The sequence below is a fragment of the Streptomyces sp. NPDC094147 genome (assembly GCF_044764265.1).
Classification (GTDB): domain Bacteria; phylum Actinomycetota; class Actinomycetes; order Streptomycetales; family Streptomycetaceae; genus Streptomyces.
On sequence record NZ_JBIWHT010000009.1, the window covers coordinates 24131 to 44586 of the forward strand.

19 protein-coding genes are annotated in these 20456 nt (G+C 70.9%); 11 read left to right on the plus strand and 8 right to left on the minus strand.

Features of this window, described 5'->3' with window-relative positions:
- Positions 1-9: 9 nt before the first annotated feature.
- Both ACIQ8J_RS16100 and ACIQ8J_RS16105 read left to right on the plus strand, forming a co-directional pair.
- The gene (locus ACIQ8J_RS16100) at positions 10-402 is read left to right on the plus strand and encodes a PPOX class F420-dependent oxidoreductase (protein WP_403271191.1); all 393 of its coding nucleotides are present in this window, start codon (positions 10-12) and stop codon (positions 400-402) included.
- Between the two features lie 5 nt (positions 403-407).
- Complete coding sequence (locus tag ACIQ8J_RS16105; RefSeq protein WP_403271194.1) at positions 408-1406, plus strand: acyl-CoA thioesterase; 999 nt, start codon at positions 408-410, stop codon at positions 1404-1406.
- Positions 1407-1418: 12 nt separating this feature from the next.
- Here ACIQ8J_RS16105 and ACIQ8J_RS16110 read toward each other — a convergent pair whose 3' ends face one another.
- Entirely contained in the window at positions 1419-2621 is a 1203-nt protein-coding gene (locus ACIQ8J_RS16110) for an Ig-like domain-containing protein (protein WP_403271196.1), read from the minus strand.
- Between the two features lie 218 nt (positions 2622-2839).
- Here ACIQ8J_RS16110 and ACIQ8J_RS16115 point away from each other — a divergent pair, with 218 nt between their 5' ends.
- Complete coding sequence (locus tag ACIQ8J_RS16115) at positions 2840-4543, plus strand: class I adenylate-forming enzyme family protein (protein ID WP_403271199.1); 1704 nt, start codon at positions 2840-2842, stop codon at positions 4541-4543.
- An 18-nt stretch (positions 4544-4561) separates the two neighbouring features.
- On the opposite strand, the gene ACIQ8J_RS16120 is transcribed toward ACIQ8J_RS16115, so the two are convergent.
- Positions 4562-5869, minus strand: a complete 1308-nt coding sequence (locus ACIQ8J_RS16120; RefSeq protein ID WP_403271202.1) for a M6 family metalloprotease domain-containing protein — start codon at positions 5867-5869, stop codon at positions 4562-4564.
- Positions 5870-6160: 291 nt separating this feature from the next.
- Here ACIQ8J_RS16120 and ACIQ8J_RS16125 point away from each other — a divergent pair, with 291 nt between their 5' ends.
- Both ACIQ8J_RS16125 and ACIQ8J_RS16130 read left to right on the plus strand, forming a co-directional pair.
- Positions 6161-6811 carry a TetR/AcrR family transcriptional regulator gene (locus ACIQ8J_RS16125; protein ID WP_403271205.1) on the plus strand — a complete coding sequence of 217 codons (651 nt, stop codon included), beginning with the start codon at positions 6161-6163 and terminating at the stop codon, positions 6809-6811.
- A 94-nt stretch (positions 6812-6905) separates the two neighbouring features.
- Positions 6906-8429: an MFS transporter gene (locus tag ACIQ8J_RS16130; protein WP_403271208.1), complete on the plus strand. Its 1524-nt coding sequence runs from the start codon at positions 6906-6908 to the stop codon at positions 8427-8429.
- Between the two features lie 48 nt (positions 8430-8477).
- On the opposite strand, the gene ACIQ8J_RS16135 is transcribed toward ACIQ8J_RS16130, so the two are convergent.
- A complete protein-coding gene (locus ACIQ8J_RS16135; protein WP_403271211.1) occupies positions 8478-8969 on the minus strand; it encodes a MarR family winged helix-turn-helix transcriptional regulator in 492 nt (163 codons plus the stop codon).
- A 168-nt stretch (positions 8970-9137) separates the two neighbouring features.
- On the opposite strand from ACIQ8J_RS16135, the gene ACIQ8J_RS16140 reads away from it, so the two are divergent.
- On the plus strand, positions 9138-9923 hold the full coding sequence (locus ACIQ8J_RS16140; RefSeq protein WP_403271214.1) for a dioxygenase: 786 nt from the start codon (positions 9138-9140) through the stop codon (positions 9921-9923).
- Between the two features lie 39 nt (positions 9924-9962).
- On the opposite strand, the gene ACIQ8J_RS16145 is transcribed toward ACIQ8J_RS16140, so the two are convergent.
- A complete protein-coding gene (locus tag ACIQ8J_RS16145; protein WP_403271217.1) occupies positions 9963-10508 on the minus strand; it encodes a GNAT family N-acetyltransferase in 546 nt (181 codons plus the stop codon).
- A gap of 148 nt (positions 10509-10656) precedes the next feature.
- Between ACIQ8J_RS16145 and ACIQ8J_RS16150 the strand changes: the two genes are divergently transcribed.
- On the plus strand, positions 10657-11655 hold the full coding sequence (locus tag ACIQ8J_RS16150; protein ID WP_403271220.1) for an RNA polymerase sigma factor RpoD/SigA: 999 nt from the start codon (positions 10657-10659) through the stop codon (positions 11653-11655).
- Between the two features lie 101 nt (positions 11656-11756).
- Here ACIQ8J_RS16150 and ACIQ8J_RS16155 read toward each other — a convergent pair whose 3' ends face one another.
- Positions 11757-12734, minus strand: coding sequence for a helix-turn-helix transcriptional regulator (locus ACIQ8J_RS16155; protein WP_403271222.1), 978 nt, complete (start codon positions 12732-12734; stop codon positions 11757-11759).
- Between the two features lie 64 nt (positions 12735-12798).
- Here ACIQ8J_RS16155 and ACIQ8J_RS16160 point away from each other — a divergent pair, with 64 nt between their 5' ends.
- Complete coding sequence (locus ACIQ8J_RS16160; protein ID WP_403271225.1) at positions 12799-14328, plus strand: MFS transporter; 1530 nt, start codon at positions 12799-12801, stop codon at positions 14326-14328.
- A gap of 86 nt (positions 14329-14414) precedes the next feature.
- On the opposite strand, the gene ACIQ8J_RS16165 is transcribed toward ACIQ8J_RS16160, so the two are convergent.
- Positions 14415-15845: a cellulose binding domain-containing protein gene (locus ACIQ8J_RS16165; protein ID WP_403271227.1), complete on the minus strand. Its 1431-nt coding sequence runs from the start codon at positions 15843-15845 to the stop codon at positions 14415-14417.
- Between the two features lie 370 nt (positions 15846-16215).
- Between ACIQ8J_RS16165 and ACIQ8J_RS16170 the strand changes: the two genes are divergently transcribed.
- The 3 genes from ACIQ8J_RS16170 to ACIQ8J_RS16180 all read left to right on the plus strand — a co-directional run bounded on the left by ACIQ8J_RS16170 (position 16216) and on the right by ACIQ8J_RS16180 (position 17976).
- Positions 16216-17412 carry a glycosyltransferase family 2 protein gene (locus tag ACIQ8J_RS16170; protein WP_403271230.1) on the plus strand — a complete coding sequence of 399 codons (1197 nt, stop codon included), beginning with the start codon at positions 16216-16218 and terminating at the stop codon, positions 17410-17412.
- A gap of 13 nt (positions 17413-17425) precedes the next feature.
- Positions 17426-17611, plus strand: coding sequence for a hypothetical protein (locus tag ACIQ8J_RS16175; protein WP_403271233.1), 186 nt, complete (start codon positions 17426-17428; stop codon positions 17609-17611).
- Positions 17612-17721: 110 nt separating this feature from the next.
- A complete protein-coding gene (locus ACIQ8J_RS16180; protein ID WP_403271236.1) occupies positions 17722-17976 on the plus strand; it encodes a hypothetical protein in 255 nt (84 codons plus the stop codon).
- Positions 17977-18003: 27 nt separating this feature from the next.
- Here ACIQ8J_RS16180 and ACIQ8J_RS16185 read toward each other — a convergent pair whose 3' ends face one another.
- The gene (locus ACIQ8J_RS16185) at positions 18004-18924 is read right to left on the minus strand and encodes a DUF6227 family protein (RefSeq protein ID WP_403271645.1); all 921 of its coding nucleotides are present in this window, start codon (positions 18922-18924) and stop codon (positions 18004-18006) included.
- A 167-nt stretch (positions 18925-19091) separates the two neighbouring features.
- Entirely contained in the window at positions 19092-20390 is a 1299-nt protein-coding gene (locus tag ACIQ8J_RS16190; protein ID WP_403271239.1) for an Ig-like domain-containing protein, read from the minus strand.
- Between the last annotated feature and the right edge of the window lie 66 nt (positions 20391-20456).

Consider the following 20456-nt stretch of genomic DNA (forward strand, 5'->3'; position numbering starts at 1 on the left):
GTGCTTTCCGTGTCCCTAGTTCCCGAGAGCCACCAGGACCTGCTAGAGCGGCCCCTGTTCGTGCACCTGGCCACCGTCCGCCCGGACGGCATGCCGCAGTCGAACCCGATGTGGGCGCGCTGGGACGGCGAGTTGCTGTGGTTCAGCAGCACCACCACCCGCCGCAAGTTCCGCAACATCAGCGCCGAGCCGAGGGTGTCGGTGTCGGTCAACGACCCCGAGAAGCCCTACCGCTACCTCGAACTGCGCGGTGTGGTCGAGCGCGTCGAACCGGACCCGGACTGCCGCCTGTTCGTGGCGCTCGCCGACCGCTACGGCCGCGAACTCGGCGGCGCGCTCCCGGGCGACGCCCCGCACCGCGTCGCCATCGCGGTCCGCCCCCTGCACACGACCTCCCAGTGATCGCCATGACACTGACTCCCACCCACCCCGCCACCCCCGTGTGGCCGCTCGCCGACCTGATGACCCTCGACGAGACCGCCCCCGACACCTTCCGCGGCCGGCTCACCCCGCCCTCCGCGATGCCCACCGTGTTCGGCGGGCAGATCGTGGCCCAGGCGCTCGCCGCGGCCGGCCGCACCGTCGCCCCGGGCCGCGAACCCCACTCGCTGCACGGCTACTTCCTGTTCCCCGGCGACGCGGCGGTGCCGATCACGTACCGCGTCGAACGGGTCAGGGACGGCCACTCCTTCACCAACCGGCGCGTCGTCGCCGTCCAGCAGGACCGGGGGGACCGCGAGGTCTTCCATCTGACGGTGTCGTTCCAGCGCGCGAGCGCCCTGCGCGACCTGGACCACCAGACCCCGATGCCGGCCGCGCCCGCCCCGGAGACCCTGGCGGCGGCGTCCGAAGTCCCGCCCGCGCATGTGCATCCCGCGGTCATCCAGCGCCTGCGCGAGGCGCGGCACGCCGTCGACGTGCGGTACGTGTACGACGCCCCGTTCCCCGGCGCCCCGGACGGGGACCGGCCGGCCACCCGCGTCTGGTTCCGCACCCGGCACGCGCCGGACGGCCCCGGCGCCGGCCGGCACCTGCTGCACCAGTGCCTCGTCGCCTACCTCTCCGACCTGACCCTGCTCGACGCCGCCTCGCCCTACCACCGCACCGGCCAGCGCGCGGACGGCAAGGGAGTGGCCGTCAGCCTCGACCACGCGATGTGGTTCCACCGGCCGCTGCGCGCGGACGAGTGGCTGCTGTACGAGCAGCAGAGCCCGTCGGCCTCGGACGGCCGGGGCCTGGTGCACGCCAGGATCTACACCGCCGACGGCCGCCTCGCCGCCTCGGTCGTACAGGAAGGGGTGATCAGACTGCGCGCCTCCGCCCGGCAGCCGCTGCCCGCCCTGGACGCCCACGACCCGGACATCGACCCGTTCAGCTGGAGGTTCGCCAAGCCCGAGACGGACTGAGCCACACGGTTCTCAAGCGCCCGCGCTGCCCGCCGTCCAGGCCGGCCACGCCATGTTCCAGCCGCCGAGCCCGTTGTCCGGGGCGACCGTGCCGCCTCCCTCGGAGTTCCGCACGATCACCAGGTCGCCGGGCAGGGAGTTGGCGTAGAACCAGGCGGCGGGGGTGTCGGGGTCGCCGGCCTGGCTGTCCGGGAGGCCGATGCAGCCGTGGCTGGTGGCTTCGGCGCCGAAGTTCGTCGGCGCGCCCCAGTAGTTGCCGTGGATGAAGGTGCCCGAGTCGGTGAGCCGCTGGGCGTGCGGCACGTCGGGGATGTCGTACTCGTCGCCCAGGCCCACCGTGATGCTGTTCATCTTGGTCTGCCGGGACTGCTCGGTGATGACCATCGTGCCGTTGTACGTGGCGTACCGGGGCTGTCCGGTGGAGACCGGCACCGTCCTGAGGACGGCGCCGTTCTGCTGGACGGTCATCCGCTGGGTGGCCGCGTCCACGGTCGAGATCTGCTCGCGGCCCACCGTGAAGCCGAACGACCTGTCCTGAACTCCGTATATTCCCCTGGCCAGTTCGAGCCCGTCGAAGTCGAAGCCGACGGTCACCCTGGAGCCCGGCCGCCAGTACTCCTGCGGGCGGAAGTCCAGGCGCCGGTCGCCGAACCAGTGGCCGACGGCCTGCTGGCCGCCGGTGGAGGTGATCTTCACGGCGGACTCGGCGGCCCGGCGGTCGGTCACCGGTTTGTCGAAGCGGAAGGAGACCTCCATGCCGACGCCGACCGTGGCGCCGTCCTCGGGGGCGTAGAACGCGATCGTCGAATTGCTCGGGGAGACGGTGGTGAAGCGCGTGGTGGTGACCGCGGTGCGCCCGTCCGGGTCCTTGGCCTCGGCGGTCAGGGTGTACGCCGTGCCGCGGGCCAGATTCGCCGAGGGCCGCCAGGAGTTCCCGGCCGCCGCCAGCGTCCCGGGTATCGCCCGGCCGCCTTGGGCCGTGAGGGTGACGGAGGTGAAGGTGCCGTCCGCGACGCTCGCCCCGACGTCCTTGACGGTGATGCCGACGTGGCCGGCGCCGTCCTTGGGCGTGGTGGTGATGCGCGCCCGGGACACGGTCGGACTCGGGTGCGGCGCCGGGCTCCTGCCGCCGCCGGACGAGCAGCCGCCCAGGGCCAGGACGGCCACGGCGAACAGGGCCAGGACCACTTTGGTGTTCGTGCGGTCGCCTCTCAACGCGGACCTCTCCTCTCCGGCGGTCGGCGGTGCCCGTTATGCGCGGTTATGCACCCTGCTTGTAGTGTGCGGGACATCCCAGTACGTACGCATGCGGGAGTCCCGGGGCGCCGGGCCTGGCCCGCAGCTGTAGTTGCGCAATACATGGACCTTGACGGTCGCGGGCCCGCGGCATAGCGTCCTGAGCCACGGGGCCGGACGTTTCTGGAGGGGCCTGAGTGCCGACGACACAGCCGCACATCGAACCGTCCCGCGCCCAGGCGCTGCTCACCGCGCCGGGCGCGCCGTTCGCCGTCGTCCGCACCGAGAGCGGGGCGTACGAGTACGCCACCGGGCCGCGCACCCTGCGCGAATTCGCCGAGACGGTCCACGCCTTCGGTGACCGGCCCTTCCTGGTGGCCGAGACCGGCACGTACTCCTACGCCGAGTTCCTCGCCGCCGCCTGCGCGCTGGCCCGGCGGCTCACCGCCACCTACGGGCTGCGCCCCGGCGACCGGGCCGTCATCGCCCTGCGCAACCACCCCGAGTGGCACATCGCCTTCTGGGCAGCCCAGTTGGCGGGCCTGGTGGCGGTGCCGCTGAACGCCTGGTGGACCGGGGAGGAGTTCGCGTACGCGCTGGACGACTGCACCCCGCGGGTGCTGCTGGTCGACGGCGAGCGGCTGGACAGGGTGGCGGGCTGGGCCGGCCGGCACGGCGTGCGCGGCCTGGTCTTCCACCACACCGGCGAACTGCCCGACGGCTTCGAGCGGTACGCGGACCTCGACGAGCTCACCGCGCCCGACCCGGCGGCGGGACCGCCCGACGTCGACGTCGCCCCGGAGGCCGACGCCACCATCATCTACACCTCCGGCACCACCGGCCGCCCCAAGGGCGCCGTCGCTACCCAGCTCGCCCAGGCCGGGGCCGTCATGAACCCGCGCTTCCAGGCCGCCATGTCGCTGCTCGGCCGGGGCCTGGTCCCGGGCCAGGGGCCCGTGCCGGTCACCCTCATGACCTTCCCGTTCTTCCACGTGGCCGCGTTCACCTCGGTGTACGCGGCGATGGCGGCCGGCGGCACGCTCGTCCTGATGCGCAAGTGGGACGCGGGCCGCGCCCTCGCGCTCATCCGGGAGCACCGGGTCACCCACTACGCCGGGGTGCCCGCGACCGCGCTCCAGCTGCTCGCCGCCGCCGAGGAGGCGGGCGACGGCCTGGAGAGCCTGACCGCGCTCAACACCGGCGGCGCGGCGGCCCCGCCCGGTCTCGTCGGCGAGATCACCGCGCGGTACGGCTCGCGCGTCGAGCCGCGCAACGGGTACGGGCTGACCGAGACGAGCGGCGGGGTGCTCGCCAACTTCGGTGCGGAGTACCGCAGTTGCCCCGACAGCGTGGGGCGGCCCACGCCCGTGACCGAGGTGCGGATCGCGGGGCCCGACGGTGCGGCGCTCGCGGACGGCGAGGTCGGCGAACTGTGGCTGCGCGGCCAGTCGCTGATCCGCGGCTACTGGAACGACCCGGCGGCCACCGAACTCGCCTTCCAGGACGGCTGGTTCAGGACCGGTGACCTCGCGGTGGTCCGCGAGGGGCGGGTCGGCGTGGTGGACCGGATCAAGGACATGGTGATCCGGGGCGGCGAGAACGTGTACTGCGTGGAGGTCGAGGCGGTGCTGCACGACCACCCCGAGGTGCTCGACGCGGCGGTCATCGGGGTGCCGCACGCGGTGCTGGGGGAGGAGGTCGCGGCGGTGGTGCAGGTGCGGGCGGGCTCGATGGTCGCCCCGGACGAACTGCGCGTCCACGTCGGCGCGTCGCTGGCCGCGTTCAAGGTCCCGGCGCACGTGCTCCTGCGGGAGGAGCCGCTGCCGCGCAACGCGACGGGGAAGGTGCTGAAGAGGGAGCTGCGGGATCTCGGTAAAGACCAAGCCCTGTGGGGGAGTTGAGGAGCGGAGCCCCGGTGCCTAAGTGCGGGTGACCTGCACGTGATAGTTCCCCGTCCCGTCCACCTCGGTCACGGCGATCCGCACCCCGCTCGCCCGGTCCACGAACGCCTCCCCCGTCGCGTACGGCGCGTCGGAGAGTTCCGCGTTGACGTTGGGGCGGCGGGTGCAGCCGCCGCTGCCGGGCTTGCTGTCGGAGACGGTGACCGGGCCCCGGCCGGTGTCGACCCCCGCGTCGACGCGGTAGACCAGCACGCCGGGTTTGCAGACGGCCTCGTCGTTGCCGGCCCGGGTGCGCACCTCCACCGCGAACCCGCTCTCCTTCGTCACCGGCACGAACACCAGCTTGGGGCCGCCGTTCACGGCCAGCGGGGTGAGCACGTACTGGCTCGTGCCGCTCTCCGACGCGCATGACACCTGGCTGTTGTCGAGCCAGCCCAGCTTCCACTTGTGCCAGCCGAGCATGTCGTTGTTGGCGCCCCAGTCCTCGGACATGATGTCCCAGTGCCCGACGGCGCTGCCGCCCTGCGCGGTGTAGAGGTCGGGCAGCCCGAAGACGTGGCCGTTCTCGTGCGGCAGCACCCGGTAGCCGGTCTCGCCGTACGAGCCGGAGCCGTCGTCCTGGCGGCTGTAGACGAACGAGGTGTTGGCGAGCGGGACGCCGTCGGCGTAGGGGGCCTCGTCGTTGCCGGAGAACGTCACCGACAGGACGGTGTCCAGCGCCGAGGGGCCCGCGTTCGGTGTGACCAGGACGTTCACCAGGTCGTACTGGGAGAAGTTCACCCGTGCCCCGGCGGCCGCGACCATGTCCTGCACGAGCCGGTGGTAGCCGGGCTCATAGGGGGAGCCGCGGTCGATCCCGTACGCCGAGAAGGCCTTCGGCATCCTGAGCCAGGTCGGGATCGGTGCCTCGGGGCGGTAGTCGAGCCGGCCGTAGGAGGCGTTCCGGAACCAGGTGGTGGTCTGCGGGAAGAACTCGTCGTACCGGGTGAGCGCGGAGCCGGGGCCCGGTGCGTCCGGGAAGTCGATCATGAGGGTGAGGGCGCGGACGATGCCGGTGGAGTGCGCGTAGCCGGGCTGGGTCGGCAGCCCTTCCGACATCTGCACGCCGAGCACGGTCGGGATCCGGCAGGGGGCGAGCGAGGTGTCCCCGGGGGCGGCCACCGGTCCCGCGGCGGCGCGGGTCGCGATCGACAGGGTGGTGGAGCCGGTGGTCAGCGCGGCGAGCGCGACCGAGGTGAGCGCGGCGCCGACGAAGGTGCTCCGGCGCCGGCCGGATATCCGGCCGCCGGGCGCCCGAGCCGGGCGGGACTGGCTTGCGTCCTGCATGCGTACGCCTCGCCTTCGGGTACGCGACAGCAGGCCGGTTCCTGACTGCGCTCGTCTGATCACCCTGTGTCCGGCGTGTCTCGGTCGCGCGCTGGGTGGCCCGAATGTGGGTTTTTCCTGATATCGACGCATGTGACTCAGGTCACACCGGATCAGGGAAATAACCGGGGAAGGTTTCCCCGTTTGAACACGTGTCCCCGCGAAACGGGGAGTGCTTCCCCGCTTGGGTCAGGTCCCGAGCGGACACCCCGAGGCCCGCCGGCCCCGACCGTCACGAGAAGGAGCAGAGCCGTGAAGACCGCCACCGTCACCGCGGAACCGCGCCGCGCCCCGCGCCCGCGGGCCGACGCCCTGCGCAACCGGGAGCGGATCATCGCCGCCGCGCGCGAGATGTTCGTGGAGTACGGCGCCGACGTGCCGCTCGACGAGATCGCCCGCCGGGCCGGCGTCGGCAACGCCACGATCTACCGCCACTTCGCCGACCGCTCCGAGCTCATCACCAGCGTCGTCCTGTCCGTGATGGACCGGGTCTCGGCCCGTGCGGAGGCGGCCGCCGCCGAGGAGGCGGACCCCTTCGCCGCGCTGCGCCGCTTCGTGCACGCGGCGGCCGACGAGCGGATCGGGGCGCTCTGCCCGATGCTCTCCGACACCTTCGACCAGGACCACGCGGAACTGAACGCGGCCCGCGACCGCCTCGAACGCGACGTGGAGGGGCTCATGCAAAGGGCCCGCTCGGCCGGCCGGCTCCGCACCGACGTCGCCGTCGGCGACCTCATGGTGGCCCTCTCCCAGCTGACCAGGCCGCTGCCCGGCACGGCCTGCCTCAACATCGACCAGTTCGTCCACCGCCACCTGCAGTTGTTCCTCGACGGGCTTCAGGCCCCGGCGCGGTCCGAGCTGCCCGGCAGTGCGGCGACCCTCGACGACCTCCGGAAGAGTTGATCGCCTCCTGACCTCAACTCCCCGATCACGCAACGCAGTTCAACGTAGTTACAAACACTTACTCGGTATTCCGCGTCCCAAGGTGGCTACCTCCATGTCAAAAACAGACCAGCTCTCCGCTCCCGACCCCAGTCGCTGGAAGGCGCTCGCCTTCATAGCCCTGGCCCAGCTGATGGTCGTGCTCGACGCGACCATCGTGAACATCGCCCTGCCCTCCGCCCAGCACGCGCTCGGCATCAGTGACGCCAACAAGCAGTGGGTCATCACGGCCTACGCCCTCGCCTTCGGCGGGCTGCTCCTGTTCGGCGGCCGCATCGCCGACCTGTGGGGCCGCAAGCGCACCTTCGTCGTCGGACTGCTCGGCTTCGCCGCCGCCTCCGCGCTCGGCGGAGCGGCCACCGGCGAGGCGATGCTGCTGGGCTCGCGCGCACTCCAGGGCGCCTTCGGCGCACTGCTCGCGCCGGCCGCCCTGTCGCTGCTCGCGGTGATGTTCACCGACGCCAAGGAGCGCGCCAAGGCGTTCGGCATCTACGGTGCGATCGCCGGTGGCGGTGGCGCGGTGGGCCTGATCCTCGGCGGCTTCCTCACCGAGTACCTGAACTGGCGCTGGACCTTCTTCGTGAACATCCCGTTCGCGATCGTCGCCGCCGCCGGTGCCTACTTCGTCATCCGTGAGCCGGCCGGCGCCCGCAACCGTTCGCCGCTCGACATCCCCGGCGTGGTCCTGTCCACCCTGGGTCTGGTGGCCCTGGTGTACGGCTTCACCCGCGCCGAGTCGGCCGGCTGGTCGGACGCGCTGACCGTCTCGATGTTCATCGCCTCGGCCGTGCTGCTGTCCGCCTTCGTCCTCACCGAGGCCAGGGTCAAGCACCCGCTGCTGCCGCTGCGCGTGATCGCCGACCGCAACCGCGGCGGTGTCTACCTCTCGCTCGGCCTCGCGGTGATCGCGATGTTCGGCCTGTTCCTCTTCCTGACCTACTACCTCCAGGTCGTGAAGGGCTACTCGCCGGTCAAGACGGGCTTCGCGTTCCTGCCGATGATCGCGGGCATGATCACCGGCTCCACCCAGATCGGCGCCCGCCTGATGACCCGGGTCCCGCCGCGCCTGCTGATGGGCCCCGGCTTCCTGACCGCCGGCATCGGCATGCTGCTGCTGACCCAGCTGGAGATCGGCACCTCGTACGCCGGTCTGATCCTCCCGGCGCAGATCCTGCTCGGCCTCGGCATGGGGTCCGCCTTCATGCCCGCCATGTCGCTCGCCACCATCGGTGTCGAGCCGCGTGACGCCGGTGTCGCCTCCGCGATGGTCAACACCTCGCAGCAGGTCGGTGGCGCGATCGGCACGGCCCTGCTCAACACCATCGCCGCCTCGGCGACCACGGCGTACATCACCTCGCACGCCGCGCTCGGCGCCACCAACCCGGAGCTGCTCAAGCTCCAGTCCATGGTGAACGGCTTCACCGCCGCCATCTGGTGGGCGGTCGGCATCCTGGTGCTCGCCGCCGCGATCGCCGTCACCTTCATCAACACCGGCCGCCCCGGCGGCGGTCCGGTCGCCGGATCGGACTCCGGTGAGGACATCGAGGACGAGGTCCGCATCCCGGTGGTCGCGCACTGACCCCCCGGTAGCACCCCGGACGCACGACCTGCCCTGGCCCCGCTGAACTCAGCGGAGCCAGGGCAGGTCCGCTTTCGCGTCCGTGGGCTGGAGGCCCTGGGCCATCACCCGCATGATCTCGCCGAGCTGGTCCACCTGCTGCGGCGTGAGCCGGTCGAACATCGCCTGGCGTACGGCGGCGACATGCCCCGGCGCGGCCCGCTCCAGGACCCCGAAGCCCGCGTCCGTCAGCGTCGCGAGCTGCCCCCGCTTGTCGGACGGGCAGTCCTCGCGCTGCACCCACCCGTTCTTCTCCAGGCGCGCGACGGCGTGCGAGAGCCGCGAGCGGGTGATCTTCGCGCTCTTGGCCAGCTCGGTCATCCGCATCCGGCGCCGGGGCGCCTGCGAGAGCTGGACGAGCAGCCCGTAATAGACGTGCGGCATCCCGGCGTCGCGCTGGAGCTGGCGGTCGAGGTGGTCTTCGAGGAGCGTGGTGGCGTGGAGGTAGGCGCGCCAGGTGCGCTGCTCCTCGTCGCTGAGCCATGTGGGTGCCGAGGTCATACATCTACTGTACGGACGCTCCGAGCACTTCTTGAAAGTTGAACCAGCCGGGGTTATGGTGGCGGGGAAGGTTAACTTGAGATTTCAAGTAAGTGCCGGTCGCCGGATCGTCCGGCGGATCGGCCGACAGCGGTAGCCGACAGCAGCAAGTGACCCGGAGAGTCCGTCATGACCGTCGCCCAGCCGGAGCGCATGCCCGCCCTGTACCTCTCCCACGGCGCCCCGCCGCTCGCCGACGACCCGCTGTGGCCCGGCGAACTCGCGGCCTGGTCCGCGGCCCTGCCCAGGCCGAAGTCGGTCCTCATGGTCTCCGCGCACTGGGAAGAAGCCCCGCTCGCCCTCGGCGCCACCGAGACCGTGCCTCTCGTCTACGACTTCTGGGGCTTCCCCGAGCACTACTACCAGGTGCGGTACGCCGCCCCCGGCGCGCCCGAACTGGCCGACTCCGTACGCAAGTTGCTGCGCGCGCCCGGCATGCCCGTCCAGGACATGCCCGACCGCGGGCTCGACCACGGCGCGTACGTCCCGCTGGTGGAGATGTTCCCCGCCGCCGGCATCCCGGTCCTCCAGATCTCCCTGCCGACCCTCGACCCGCGCGAGCTGTACGACATCGGCCGCAAGCTGGCGCCGCTGCGCGACGCGGGCGTGCTGATCGTCGGCAGCGGCTTCTTCACCCACAACCTGGCCGCGCTGCGGCACGCGGGCGGCCGGGTGCCGAGCTGGTCGGCCGAGTTCGACGACTGGGGCGCCCGCGCGCTGGCCGCCGCCGACGTCGACGCCCTGCTCGACTTCGAGCACAAGGCCCCCGGCGGCCGCCTCGCCCACCCCCGCACCGAGCACTTCGCCCCGCTGTTCGTGACGATGGGCGCGAGCGAGCGCGAGGCGGGCGGGGCGCGCAGCGTCATCGACGGGTTCTGGATGGGCCTGGCGAAGAGGTCGGTGCAGTACGGCTGAACGGGCCTGCGGGGCAAGGCAGTTGAGCGGCCCCCGCCGCTACCGCTCCCCGAGCTCCTTCTCGTACCAGGCCACGTCCCAGTAGCGGCCGAACTTGCGGCCCACCTCCCGGTACGTGCCGACATGGGCGAAGCCGAACCGTTCGTGCAGCCGGACCGAGGCCTCGTTCGGCAGCGCGATCCCGGCGTAGGCGCGGTGCACGTCCTCGTGCGCCAGCGCCTCGAAGAGCGAGCGGTACAGGAGCGTGCCCACACCCCGGCCGACCGCCCCGGGGGCGCAGTACACGCTCACCTCGACGGACGTCGAGTACGCGGCCTTCGGACGGAAGGGGCCGCTCGTCGCATAGCCCAGAACCCCGCCCCGACCGCCCTGGCCGACAAATCGGTCATCGTGAGCAACCAGAAGGCGGTGCGGGCCGTCTTCAGGGTGGGAGTGCAGCCACGGACGGCGCTGTTCGGGGGTGATGGCGGTCGTGTCGAATGTGATGGCGGTCTCACGGATGAAGTGGTTGTAAATGTCCGTGAGCGCCCCCAGATCGGCCTCGACGCCTGGCCTGACCTGCACCTCTGTACGTTCCTGCGGCATCCGCCCCCCTCTCGTGGCGGGACAGGGTACTGCATGATCACAAAAATCGATGGGCGGGTCGGGAATTCTGTCCGGATTCCAGCCGTTGTTTCCATCGGATGCAGGGCACCCGGGAGGGTGTCGCGACACACTCAGCAAGGGAGCACGCATGGCAACCCGCGCCGTCGCCCGCCGACAGTCCGCCTCTCGCGGTTCGGACTCGGGGAGCAGTGTTCGCGCAGTCAGCGGTGAGATCGCCGACCGCGACCTGGTCGGTATGTACCTGGACGAAATCGCGCGTACGCCGCTGCTCGACGCCGCCAAGGAGGTCGAGCTCTCACAGACCATCGAGGCCGGTGTGTACGCACGCCAGGTCCTCGACGGGGAAGTCGAGAGCACGGCAGCAGGCGCCTCGCGCGAGGAACTGGAGGCGCTGTACGCCGCCGGTGAGCGCGCCAAGGACCTCTTCATCCGTTCCAACCTCCGGCTCGTCGTCGCCGTCGCCCGCCGCTACCCGAGGGCGGGTCTTCCGCTCCTCGACCTCATCCAGGAGGGCAACGCCGGCCTGGTGCGCGCGGTCGAGAAGTTCGACTACGCCAAGGGCTTCAAGTTCTCCACGTACGCGACGTGGTGGATCCGCCAGGCCATCACCCGCTCCATCGCCGACCAGTCCCGCACCATCCGCCTCCCCGTCCACCTGGTGGAGGAGCTGGGCCGCATCCGCCGGGTCCAGCGCGAGTTCAACCGGGAGAACGGCCGCGACCCCGAGCACACCGAGATCGCCGCCGAGCTGGGCTCCACGCCCGAGCGCGTCGGTGACGTGCTCGACTGGGCGCGCGACCCGGTCTCCCTCAACATGCCGGTCGACGACCAGGGCGAGACCCAGTTCGGCGACCTCCTGGAGGACACCTCCGCGGTGTCGCCCGAGCAGTCCGTGATGACGCTGCTGCGCAGCGAGGAGCTGGACGACCTGATCGGCAAGCTCGACCACCGCACCGCCTCGATCATCAAGATGCGGTACGGCATCGACGACGGCCGTGAGCGTACGCTGACAGAGGTGGGCAAGGAACACGGCCTGACCCGCGAGCGGATCCGCCAGATCGAGAAGCACGCGCTGCTCGAACTGAAGAAGATGGCCCGCGACACGGGCTTCGACGCGGCGGCCTGAGCCCCACCCCCCAGAACGAGTCCTGGCACCCTCCCCCCCCGGTGTCGGGGCTCCAGGCCCCGGCACCTCTCCCCCCCTGGTGTCGGGGCCCCTCTCCCTTCTCACTCCTCCCGCGCGGTCGCCCTGGTGAGGCGCTCGCCCAGCTCGTGCAGGTAGTCCGTCATCGACTGCGGCCCGTTGACGGTGAACTCGCAGTCCACCAGGGCCAGCCGCAGCGCCACCCACTCCAGGGAGTCGGTGCACGTCGTGCGCAGCCGGCAGCGCCCGGCGTCCAGCGGCTCGGGCGCGCCGAGCGAGGCGGGCAGGCGGGCGGTCACGAAGTCCGCCGGCGCCTCGAAGGTCACGTCCACGTCCAGGACGGGCTGCAGCCGGTTCATCGAGGTGCGGACGAACTCCGCCGCGTTCGCCTCGGGCAGCTCGCGCGGCGCGAACCGGGCCCCCGTCGCGAACGGCTCGGCGACCCGGTCGACCCGGAACGTACGCCAGTCGCCGCGCTCCACGTCGTACGCCACCAGGTACCAGCGGCGCCCCGTCGACACCAGCCGGTAGGGCTCCACCAGACGCCTGGTCCGCGTGCCGTCGCCCGACACGTACGCGAAGCGCAGCCGTTCCTGGCCGGTCACGGCCGAGGCGAGCGTGGTCAGGGTGTGCGGGTCGACGCTCGCTCCGTCCCCGCGCCAGGGCCCGGCCAGCGGCATCGTCGCCGCCTGGAGGCTCGCGACGCGGTGGCGCAGCCGGGACGGCAGGACCTGCTCCAGTTTGGCGAGCGCCCGCACCGAGGCCTCGTCCACGCCGTCCACCGCATGGCCCGCGCCCGCGCGCAGGCCGACCGCGATCGCCACCGCCTCCTCGTCGTCCAGGACCAGCGGCGGCATCGCCTTGCCCGCCACCAGGCGGTAGCCGCCCTCGGCACCCCGGGCCGCCTGCACCGGGTAGCCGAGCTCGCGCAGCCGGTCGATGTCGCGCCGCACCGTGCGGCGGGACACCCCGAGCCGCTCGGCGAGCTCGCCGCCGGGCCACTCGCGCGGGGTCTGGAGCAGGGAGAGCAGATGCAGCAGCCGTGCCGGCGTGTCGGTCATGTCAACCAGGATGCGCCTCCAATGAGGACACGCTCTGACCTATACGGGGTCTAACTTTCTTCTCATGACCTCCACAACGACCAGTAGTACCCCAGAGACCGCGGCGGTTGCCGCAGCGGACCGCCGCCGGTGGTTCGCCCTGGCCATCGTGATGACCGCGGCCTTCATGGACCTGGTCGACGTCACGATCGTCAACATCGCCATCCCGTCCATCCAGAAGGACACCGGGGCGAGCTTCTCCTCGATCCAGTGGATAACGGCCGGCTACGCCCTCGCGTTCGCCGCGGGCCTGATCACCGGCGGCCGCCTCGGCGACATCCACGGCCGCAAGAAGCTCTTCCTCATCGGCATCGGCGGCTTCACGCTCGCCTCCGCGCTGTGCGGCTTCGCCGCCAACCCGGACATGCTCGTCGCCTCGCGCATCCTGCAGGGCGCGATGGCCGCCATGATGGTGCCGCAGGTCCTCTCGATCGTCCACGCCACCTTCCCCGCCCATGAACGCGGCAAGGTCTTCGGCCTGTTCGGCGCGGTCGTCGGCCTCGGCGCGGTCTCCGGACCGCTGCTCGGCGCGCTGCTCACCGAGTGGAACCTGTTCGGTCTGGAATGGCGCCCGATCTTCCTGATCAACCTGCCGGTCGGCATCGCGGGCCTGATCCTCGGCACCAAGTTCATCAGCGAGTCCAAGGCCCCCAAGGCCCTCAGGCTGGACCTCGCGGGCGTGGTCCTGGTGATCATCGGCCTGCTGATGCTGCTCTACCCGCTGACCCGCGGCCACGAGCTGGGCTGGCCGCTGTGGGGCTACCTCTCGATGGCGGGCAGCGTCGTGGTGTTCGGCGGCCTGGTGGCGTACGAGCGGATGAAGGCGGCCCGGGACGGGTCCCCGCTCATAGAGCTGTCGCTGTTCAAGGTGAAGAGCTTCGCGGCGGGCATCGCCGTGCAGGCCACCTTCGGCGTCGGCCTCGGCATCTTCTTCCTCGTGTGGACCCTCTACATGCAGATCGGCCTCGGCTGGAGCGCCCTGCGCGCGGGCCTGACCGGAGTGCCGTTCTCGATCGCGGTCTCGGTGGCGGCCGGCATGTCGGTGCAGAAGCTGGTCCCGCGCTTCGGCCGCAAGGTCCTCCAGGCGGGCGCCCTGACGATGGTGGCCGGACTGCTCATCTACATCTGGGAGGCCGACCACTACGGCCTGGCCATCGCCCCCTGGCAGATGGCGCTCCCGCTGGTCGTGATGGGCCTCGGCATGGGCCTGATCGTCGCCCCGCTCACCGACGCGGTGCTCTCGGAGGTCCCCAAGGAGCACTCCGGTTCGGCGTCCGGGCTCATCAACACCGTGCAGCAGATGGGCAACGCGCTCGGCCTCGGCCTGGTCTCGGTCGTCTTCTTCGGCTCGATCGGCGACGGCCTCGTACCGCCGCAGCTCAACCAGGCCTTCGTGGACGGCTTCCAGCACGCGCTCTGGTACGTCGCCGGGGTCCTCGCGGTGATCTTCCTGGTGATGTTCGCGCTGCCGGCCCGGCCGCAGCAGCACGTCGAGGGCGCGGCGGACGAGGCGGAGTTCCTCGACCCGGCGAACGAGCCGCAGCCGGTCGCCTGAGCCACCGCTACGCAGCGACGGCCCCGCACCTTCCGAGGTGCGGGGCCGTCGCCGTCGAGCGGCCGCCATCGCCGCGGCCCGCTGGGTCAGGACTTGGGCAGGGTGTTGATGTAGGGGGTGCCGCCGGCGTAGAAGCCGTCGACGGCCTTGTGGACATCCGGCATGGAGACCGCCTGACCGGCCTGGTAGTAGAGCCAGTTGACCTTCATGTCCCAGGTGCGCGGGCTCCCCTTGAAGCCGAGGTCGACGAGCCACGCGCTGAAGTGGATGCCCGTGTGCTCGCGCGGGAAGTGCTTGCTGCCGCTGCTGAAGAGCTCCTGGCCGTCGATGGAGTAGCTGACCTTCCCGTTCACCGCGGTGATCATCACGGTGTGCCAGCCCTGGAGTTGCTTCTGCTGGGTGCGGGTGACCCGGCTCTGCGGCCGGCCGTCGCCGTTGAGCCAGCTCGTCGTGTCGATCCGGGGACCCGGCGCGCCCCAGCCGCCGTTCGGCATGTACTCGTAGTCGAGTTCGCTGTACTTCGGCGAGGTGTGCACGGGGGAGATCGTGAAGAAGGACTGGATGACGTGGTCGCCGCCCCGGCCGCTCGTGGGCTTGTCGCTGAAGTAGACCCGGGCGGCCAGGGTGCCGGTGAAGAAGTCGGACTTGGTGCTCTGGAGTTCGGACTGCCTGGTGCCCTGCTTGGTTCCGTCGCTGGAGACCCGCAGCCGCATCGCCTGACCGCCCTGGGCGGATTCCTCGGACGGGAAGCTGACGCCGTCGCGCGACCAGGTGTCCTTGATCCCCGGGCCGCCCTCGCCGCCGCGGACCTGCCAGCCGTTGGAGGCGAGCGCGGGGTCCTCGGGGCCGCTGTAGCGGAAGCTGTCGAACATGACACCCGCCGGCGCCGCCGCGGCCGGCGCGGGGGAGGCCGCGTCCTGGCCCGACGCGGCGCCGCCCTTCGGCTCCTCGCCCGAGGCGAGCTTGCCGCGGAGGTACGCCGTCACCAGCTTCGTCCGGGTGTAGTGGGTGTCCTTGGCGTTGAACGAGCGGTCGTTCGCCTGGTTCAACTCCTTGTGGTCCAGGCGGAAGAGCTGGAGGCCGATCCCCTGGCTGGTGGCACCGGGCTTCAGCTCGCCTGCGCCCGCCGAGAAGCCGATCTGGAGGTAGTGGTCGGCGGTGGGGGCCGAGGCGGCCAGGGTGCCTGTCTTGTGCGTGATATTCGAGCAACCGACGTGCGTCTGAACGCAGTTGGAGCCGTACGCTGCGCCGTCGTCCGCGGTGAAGTAGTAGCGAAGCGTCACATCGCTCAGGGCCACGGTCTTCCGGGAGTTGTTGATGACTTCCACCCACGGCTTGGCCGTCGTGACGGTGGCCTCGGGATCGGTGCGGTAGCGGACCGTGAGTTCCGTGGGTTCGGGATGGGCGTCGCGCCACATCGGATAGAGCACGGTGCCGGCGACGGCGAGTACGACCGCGAGGAGCAGCAGTTTGAGCACGGTCCGTCCGCGACGACGAGAAGTGCGGGGACGGCTCACGGAAGCTCCTTGGCGGGATGCGGCAGCGGTATGCGGCACACGCGCTGCGCATCGGGTCTCATAGGGGTCATATTCGGCGCATTTTCGGCGTCATCGTAACCATGATGTGCAGGAGCTCCCGATTTGCTCCGGCCCCAAGTGGCATTGATCACTGCCCGACGCGCCCCCAGTGGTCCGGAGTGTCCGCCTTGGTGCCCTTTGCCGACCCTAAGAGTTCGCTGTGATTACATATGTGGGCGCCGACCTCCCGTGGCCGATCTCATTTGGGCAGGTCAGCCGCGTATGGGTACGGTACCTTCTGGGTGTGCTTTCACAAGACCTGCACAACATGCAGGTTCTGTGAGTTTGACTTGAGTGGGGGAGAAGGGCCTTGTCGGGCACTACTGCGCGCCGAGGGCGCGCCAAAGCGCCGCGTGCGTCGCGCAGTCGGCAGCAGAGCCGGCACCGCAGGGGCCGTGTCTCCCCCGACGAGGCGGGCAGCGCCGCCCTCTACGAGACCGTGGTCCTCGTTCCGGCGCGCAACGAGGAGATCGGCGTCTTCACCTCGCTGAACTCGCTGGCCGACCAGAGCCACCGCCCCGACCTCATCGTCGTCGTGGTCAACAACTCCACCGACCGCACCCTGGACTTCGCCCGGGAGTTCGCGGACAGCGAGCACACGCCGCGGACGGTGGTCCTGAACCTCGACAACAACCCGCACAAGAAGGCGGGCGCCCTCAACTACGGCCTGCGCTGGCTGCGGGAGGCCGTCGGCGGACGGCTCACCGGCAAGGTGGGGCACGTCCTCGTCATGGACGCCGACACCGAGCTGCACCCCAAGTTCATCGAGCGGGCCCGCAACGTCATCGCCTCCGACCCCGAACTCGGCGGCGTCAGCGCCGCCTGCCTCGGCCGCACCGACCTGTGGCGCAACCCGTGGCAGCGCTACCTCCTCGGCATGCAGATCATCGAGTACGGCCGGGCGGCCAACGCCCGCTACCGCCGCGACGTCCACACCATGTCGGGCGCCGGCTCCTTCTACCGGGCCGAGGCCCTGCAGAGCCTGCTCGACTGGCGCGGCGAGGTCTTCTGGGAGGACCACAGCAATCTGGTCGAGGACTACGAGACCACGCTGGCGCTCAAGGAATCCGGCTGGAAGGTCACCGCCAACCAGCTCTGTATCGCCTACACCGACCTCATGCCCACGCTGCGCGAGCTGATCCAGCAGCGCGAGCGGTGGAGCCGGGGCACCGTGGACACCCTGCGCGCCCGCGGCTGGACGAAGTTCACCTGGCACTCCATCACCACCATGATCCTGGGGCTCATCGGCGCCGCCTACATCCTGGGCTGGGGCTCGTCGCAACTCGTGGTGGCCGCCCGGCACGGCTTCTCCCAACACCCGCTCATCCTGGTGCTGTTCAGCTTCTGGATCATCTATCCGGCACTGCGGGTACGGAATCTCGGCTGGAAGGCGATGCTCGTCGAAGCGGCGCTGATTCCGGAGCTGGTCTACACCGTGGTGCGGACCTACTGGCTCGTTTCGTCGATCGTGAAGTCCTATGTGACGCGCGTATCCGCGTGGAAATGAATCAAGGAGAGCAATGAACTCCCTCAAGGGCTTGGGGGTCTGCGCGGTGCTGGCGGGCGTTGCCTACGCGCTGACCCGCGTGGAGGACCTCGACCACTTGATCCTCGGTCTCAGCATCGGGATCATCACCGTGTCCCTCGTCACCTACGTGGCATCCATCCGGCGCCGCCGCAGGGACCGCCGCGTCGCCGGGGGCTGACCCCTCGGGGCCGGGCGGCTTCGGTCGGCATGGCGTGACTTGTACCACTTGAGGACCAAAGTCCCGGCAGCCCCTGCCGCAAGCCCCGCCGGTGTTGTCTACTGGGGCGCGTGGCTCAGAACATCACGATCATTCAGCAGATAGGCCTTTCCGTGCTCGCCGCGGCGAGTGTCGCCTGGGTCGTCGGCCTGGTCCGCATCCTGCGCCGCGAGCGCGCCGACCGGGCCGAGTGGCGCGCGATGCGCACCCTGCGCGCGGTGGGCCGGCAGTCCGGGCCGCCCGCCCAGGAGAAGGTGGCGCTCACCGAGGCCGAGCGGGACGCCTTCGCGGGCCTGATCCGCCAGCTCGACCCCGGCCGCTCCTGACCGCAGGCACACCGGACCCCGCCGGGCTCAACCCACCCGTGCGCGGCGCTCCATGGCGGTCCGGGCCGCCTGCTCACTCGCGTACACCTCGCACATGTGGCGGCCGTCCGGGGTTGCCGTGTGCTCGACCTCCCACAGGCTCAGCTCGCCGCCGTCGAGCAGCAGGAACGCGTGCTCGTACAGGACGAACCCGGCGTCGCGGCCCGCGGTGCGGCAGTGGCTGCCGAACGCCTGGGTGATCTGGTGCGCGTGCGCGGACCGCAGGAGCCGCGCGGTCCCCTCGCCGGGCCGGTCCGGGTTCTCGGCGCGGCGCAGCAGCCGGCGCGCGTGGTCCGCCGAGTCGTCGGGGGCGTACCGGCGGGGGAGCGGGGCGGCGCTCAGCGCGGCCAGCAGCGCGAGATCGCTCCCGGCGTCCCGGCCGAGGGCGGCGCCGTCCGGCTCCAGGAGGGCGTCGGGCCCGAACCCGGCCTCCCAGCACCCCGCGAAGTCCTCGACGGCGTCAAGGGCGCCGAAGGCGTCGCTCGGGCCCGACTCGCCGCCCGCGCGGCCGAATTCCTCCGCCACCGGGGCCGACTCCGGCGAGAGTGCCCCGCGGTGCAGCCGGGCGGCGGCGATGCGGGCGTCCTCCTCGGCCGCGTACACCTCGTGCGCGTAGGCGCGGCCGTCATGGTGGGCCAGCTCCCACAGGGTGACGGTGCTGCCGTCCAGGAGGAGGTAGCAGTGCCGGTACGTCTCGCGGCTCAGGCGGTGGCCGGCCGGGCCGGTCGCCGAGGTGTGCAGCGAGGAGTGCAGCGAAGTGGTGTGCGCCAGCGCGGAGTCGAGGCGTTCGACCAGCTCGTCGGGCAGGTCGAAGGAGTTCAGCGCGCGGCCCAGGAGGCCGGCCAGCTGCTCCTGTGCCGACTCGCCGCCGGGCCCCCGCTCGGGCTCGCCGCCGCTCTGGTTGGGCACGTTGCGCACCAAGGCTTCTCCCGGCCGTCGCTGTTGGTCACGTGGAAGGTGCTCAACGTAGCCCCTGATCGCCGTTCGCGCAGCGGGCATGGCCGAAAAATTCTCCGGCCGGCGCCTCGCGGTGGAGGGGCCGGCCGGAGAAATCGCCGCAGGACAGCGGCAGTTGGTCAGGAGGCGCTGTCGGCCGTCCACTGCGCCCACGGCATGTTCCAGCCGTTCAGGCCGTTGTCCGGAGCGATGGTCTTGTCCTGCGAGCCCTTCACGACGACGACGTCACCGATCAGGCTGTGGTCGAACATCCACTTGGCCGGGGTGTCCCCGGCGGCGCCCTTCACGTCCTTCATGCCGACGCAGCCGTGGCTGGTGCCGTCGTTGCCGAACACCGACGGGTCGCCCCAGTAGTTGCCGTGGATGAAGGTGCCCGACGACGACAGGCGCATCGCGTGCGGCACGTCCTTGATGTCGTACTCGCCGCCGAAGCCCACGCTGTCACCGTTCATCCGGGTCTGGGTGAACTTCTCCGAGATCACCATCTGCCCGTTGTAGGTGGGGTGTTCGGCGCTTCCGGTGGAGACCGGGATCGTCTTGACGGTCTTGCCGTCCTGCTGGACGGTCATCTCCTGCGTCTTCACGTCGACGGTGGAGACCTGGTTGCGGCCGATGGTGAAGGTGACTTCCTTCGACTGGACGCCGTACACGCCCTGCGCGCCCTGCACGCCGTCCAGGGCGATCTTCATCGTCACCTTGGAGTCGGCCTTCCAGTAGTCCTGGGGACGGAAGTCCAGGCGCTGCGAGCCGAACCAGTGGCCGACGACCTGCTGCCCGCTGCTGCTGGTCACCGTGATGTGCGACAGGACGTCCTTCTTGTTGGTGATCGCCTTGTCGAAGGTGAACGAGACCGGCATGCCGACGCCGACCGTGGCGCCGTCGTCGGGGGTGTAGGTGCCGATGAAGCTGTTCTTGGAGGAGACGGTGGTGAACTGCGAATTCTCCGTCGCGGCCCGGCCCTTGTCGTCCTTGCCGTTCGCGGCGATCTTGTACTGGGTGCCGCGCTCGACCTTGCCGGTCGGCTTCCAGGAGAGCCCGTCGGCGGCCAGCGTGCCGGGCACGGCCTTGCCGCCCTGGACCGCGGTCATCGTCACGTCGGACAGCTTGCCGCCCTCGGCCTTGACGGTGACGTCGTTGATGGAGGCGTTGGTGGAGCCGTCCTTCGCCGAGATGGTGATCTTCAGCGTGGAGGCGTCCTTGGCGGCCGAGGCGTCGGTGCCCTTGCCGCCCTTGTCGTCGCTCTTCGCCTTCGCGTCGCCACCGCAGGCGGTCAGCGCGAGCGCGCCGACCAGCAGCCCCGCCGCCCCGGCTATCAGCCGGGCACGGCGCCGGGCAAGCGGACGCGCGGGGCGCGAGATGCTGTACTGCTGAGGCTGCGCTGCGTTGTCCGACGCCGGCGGTGTCACGGGCTGCTCCATGTCTGCGTGATGTACTGCGGGATAAAATCCAGTACGTGCATAGAGCACCCAAATGGGTGAATGGTT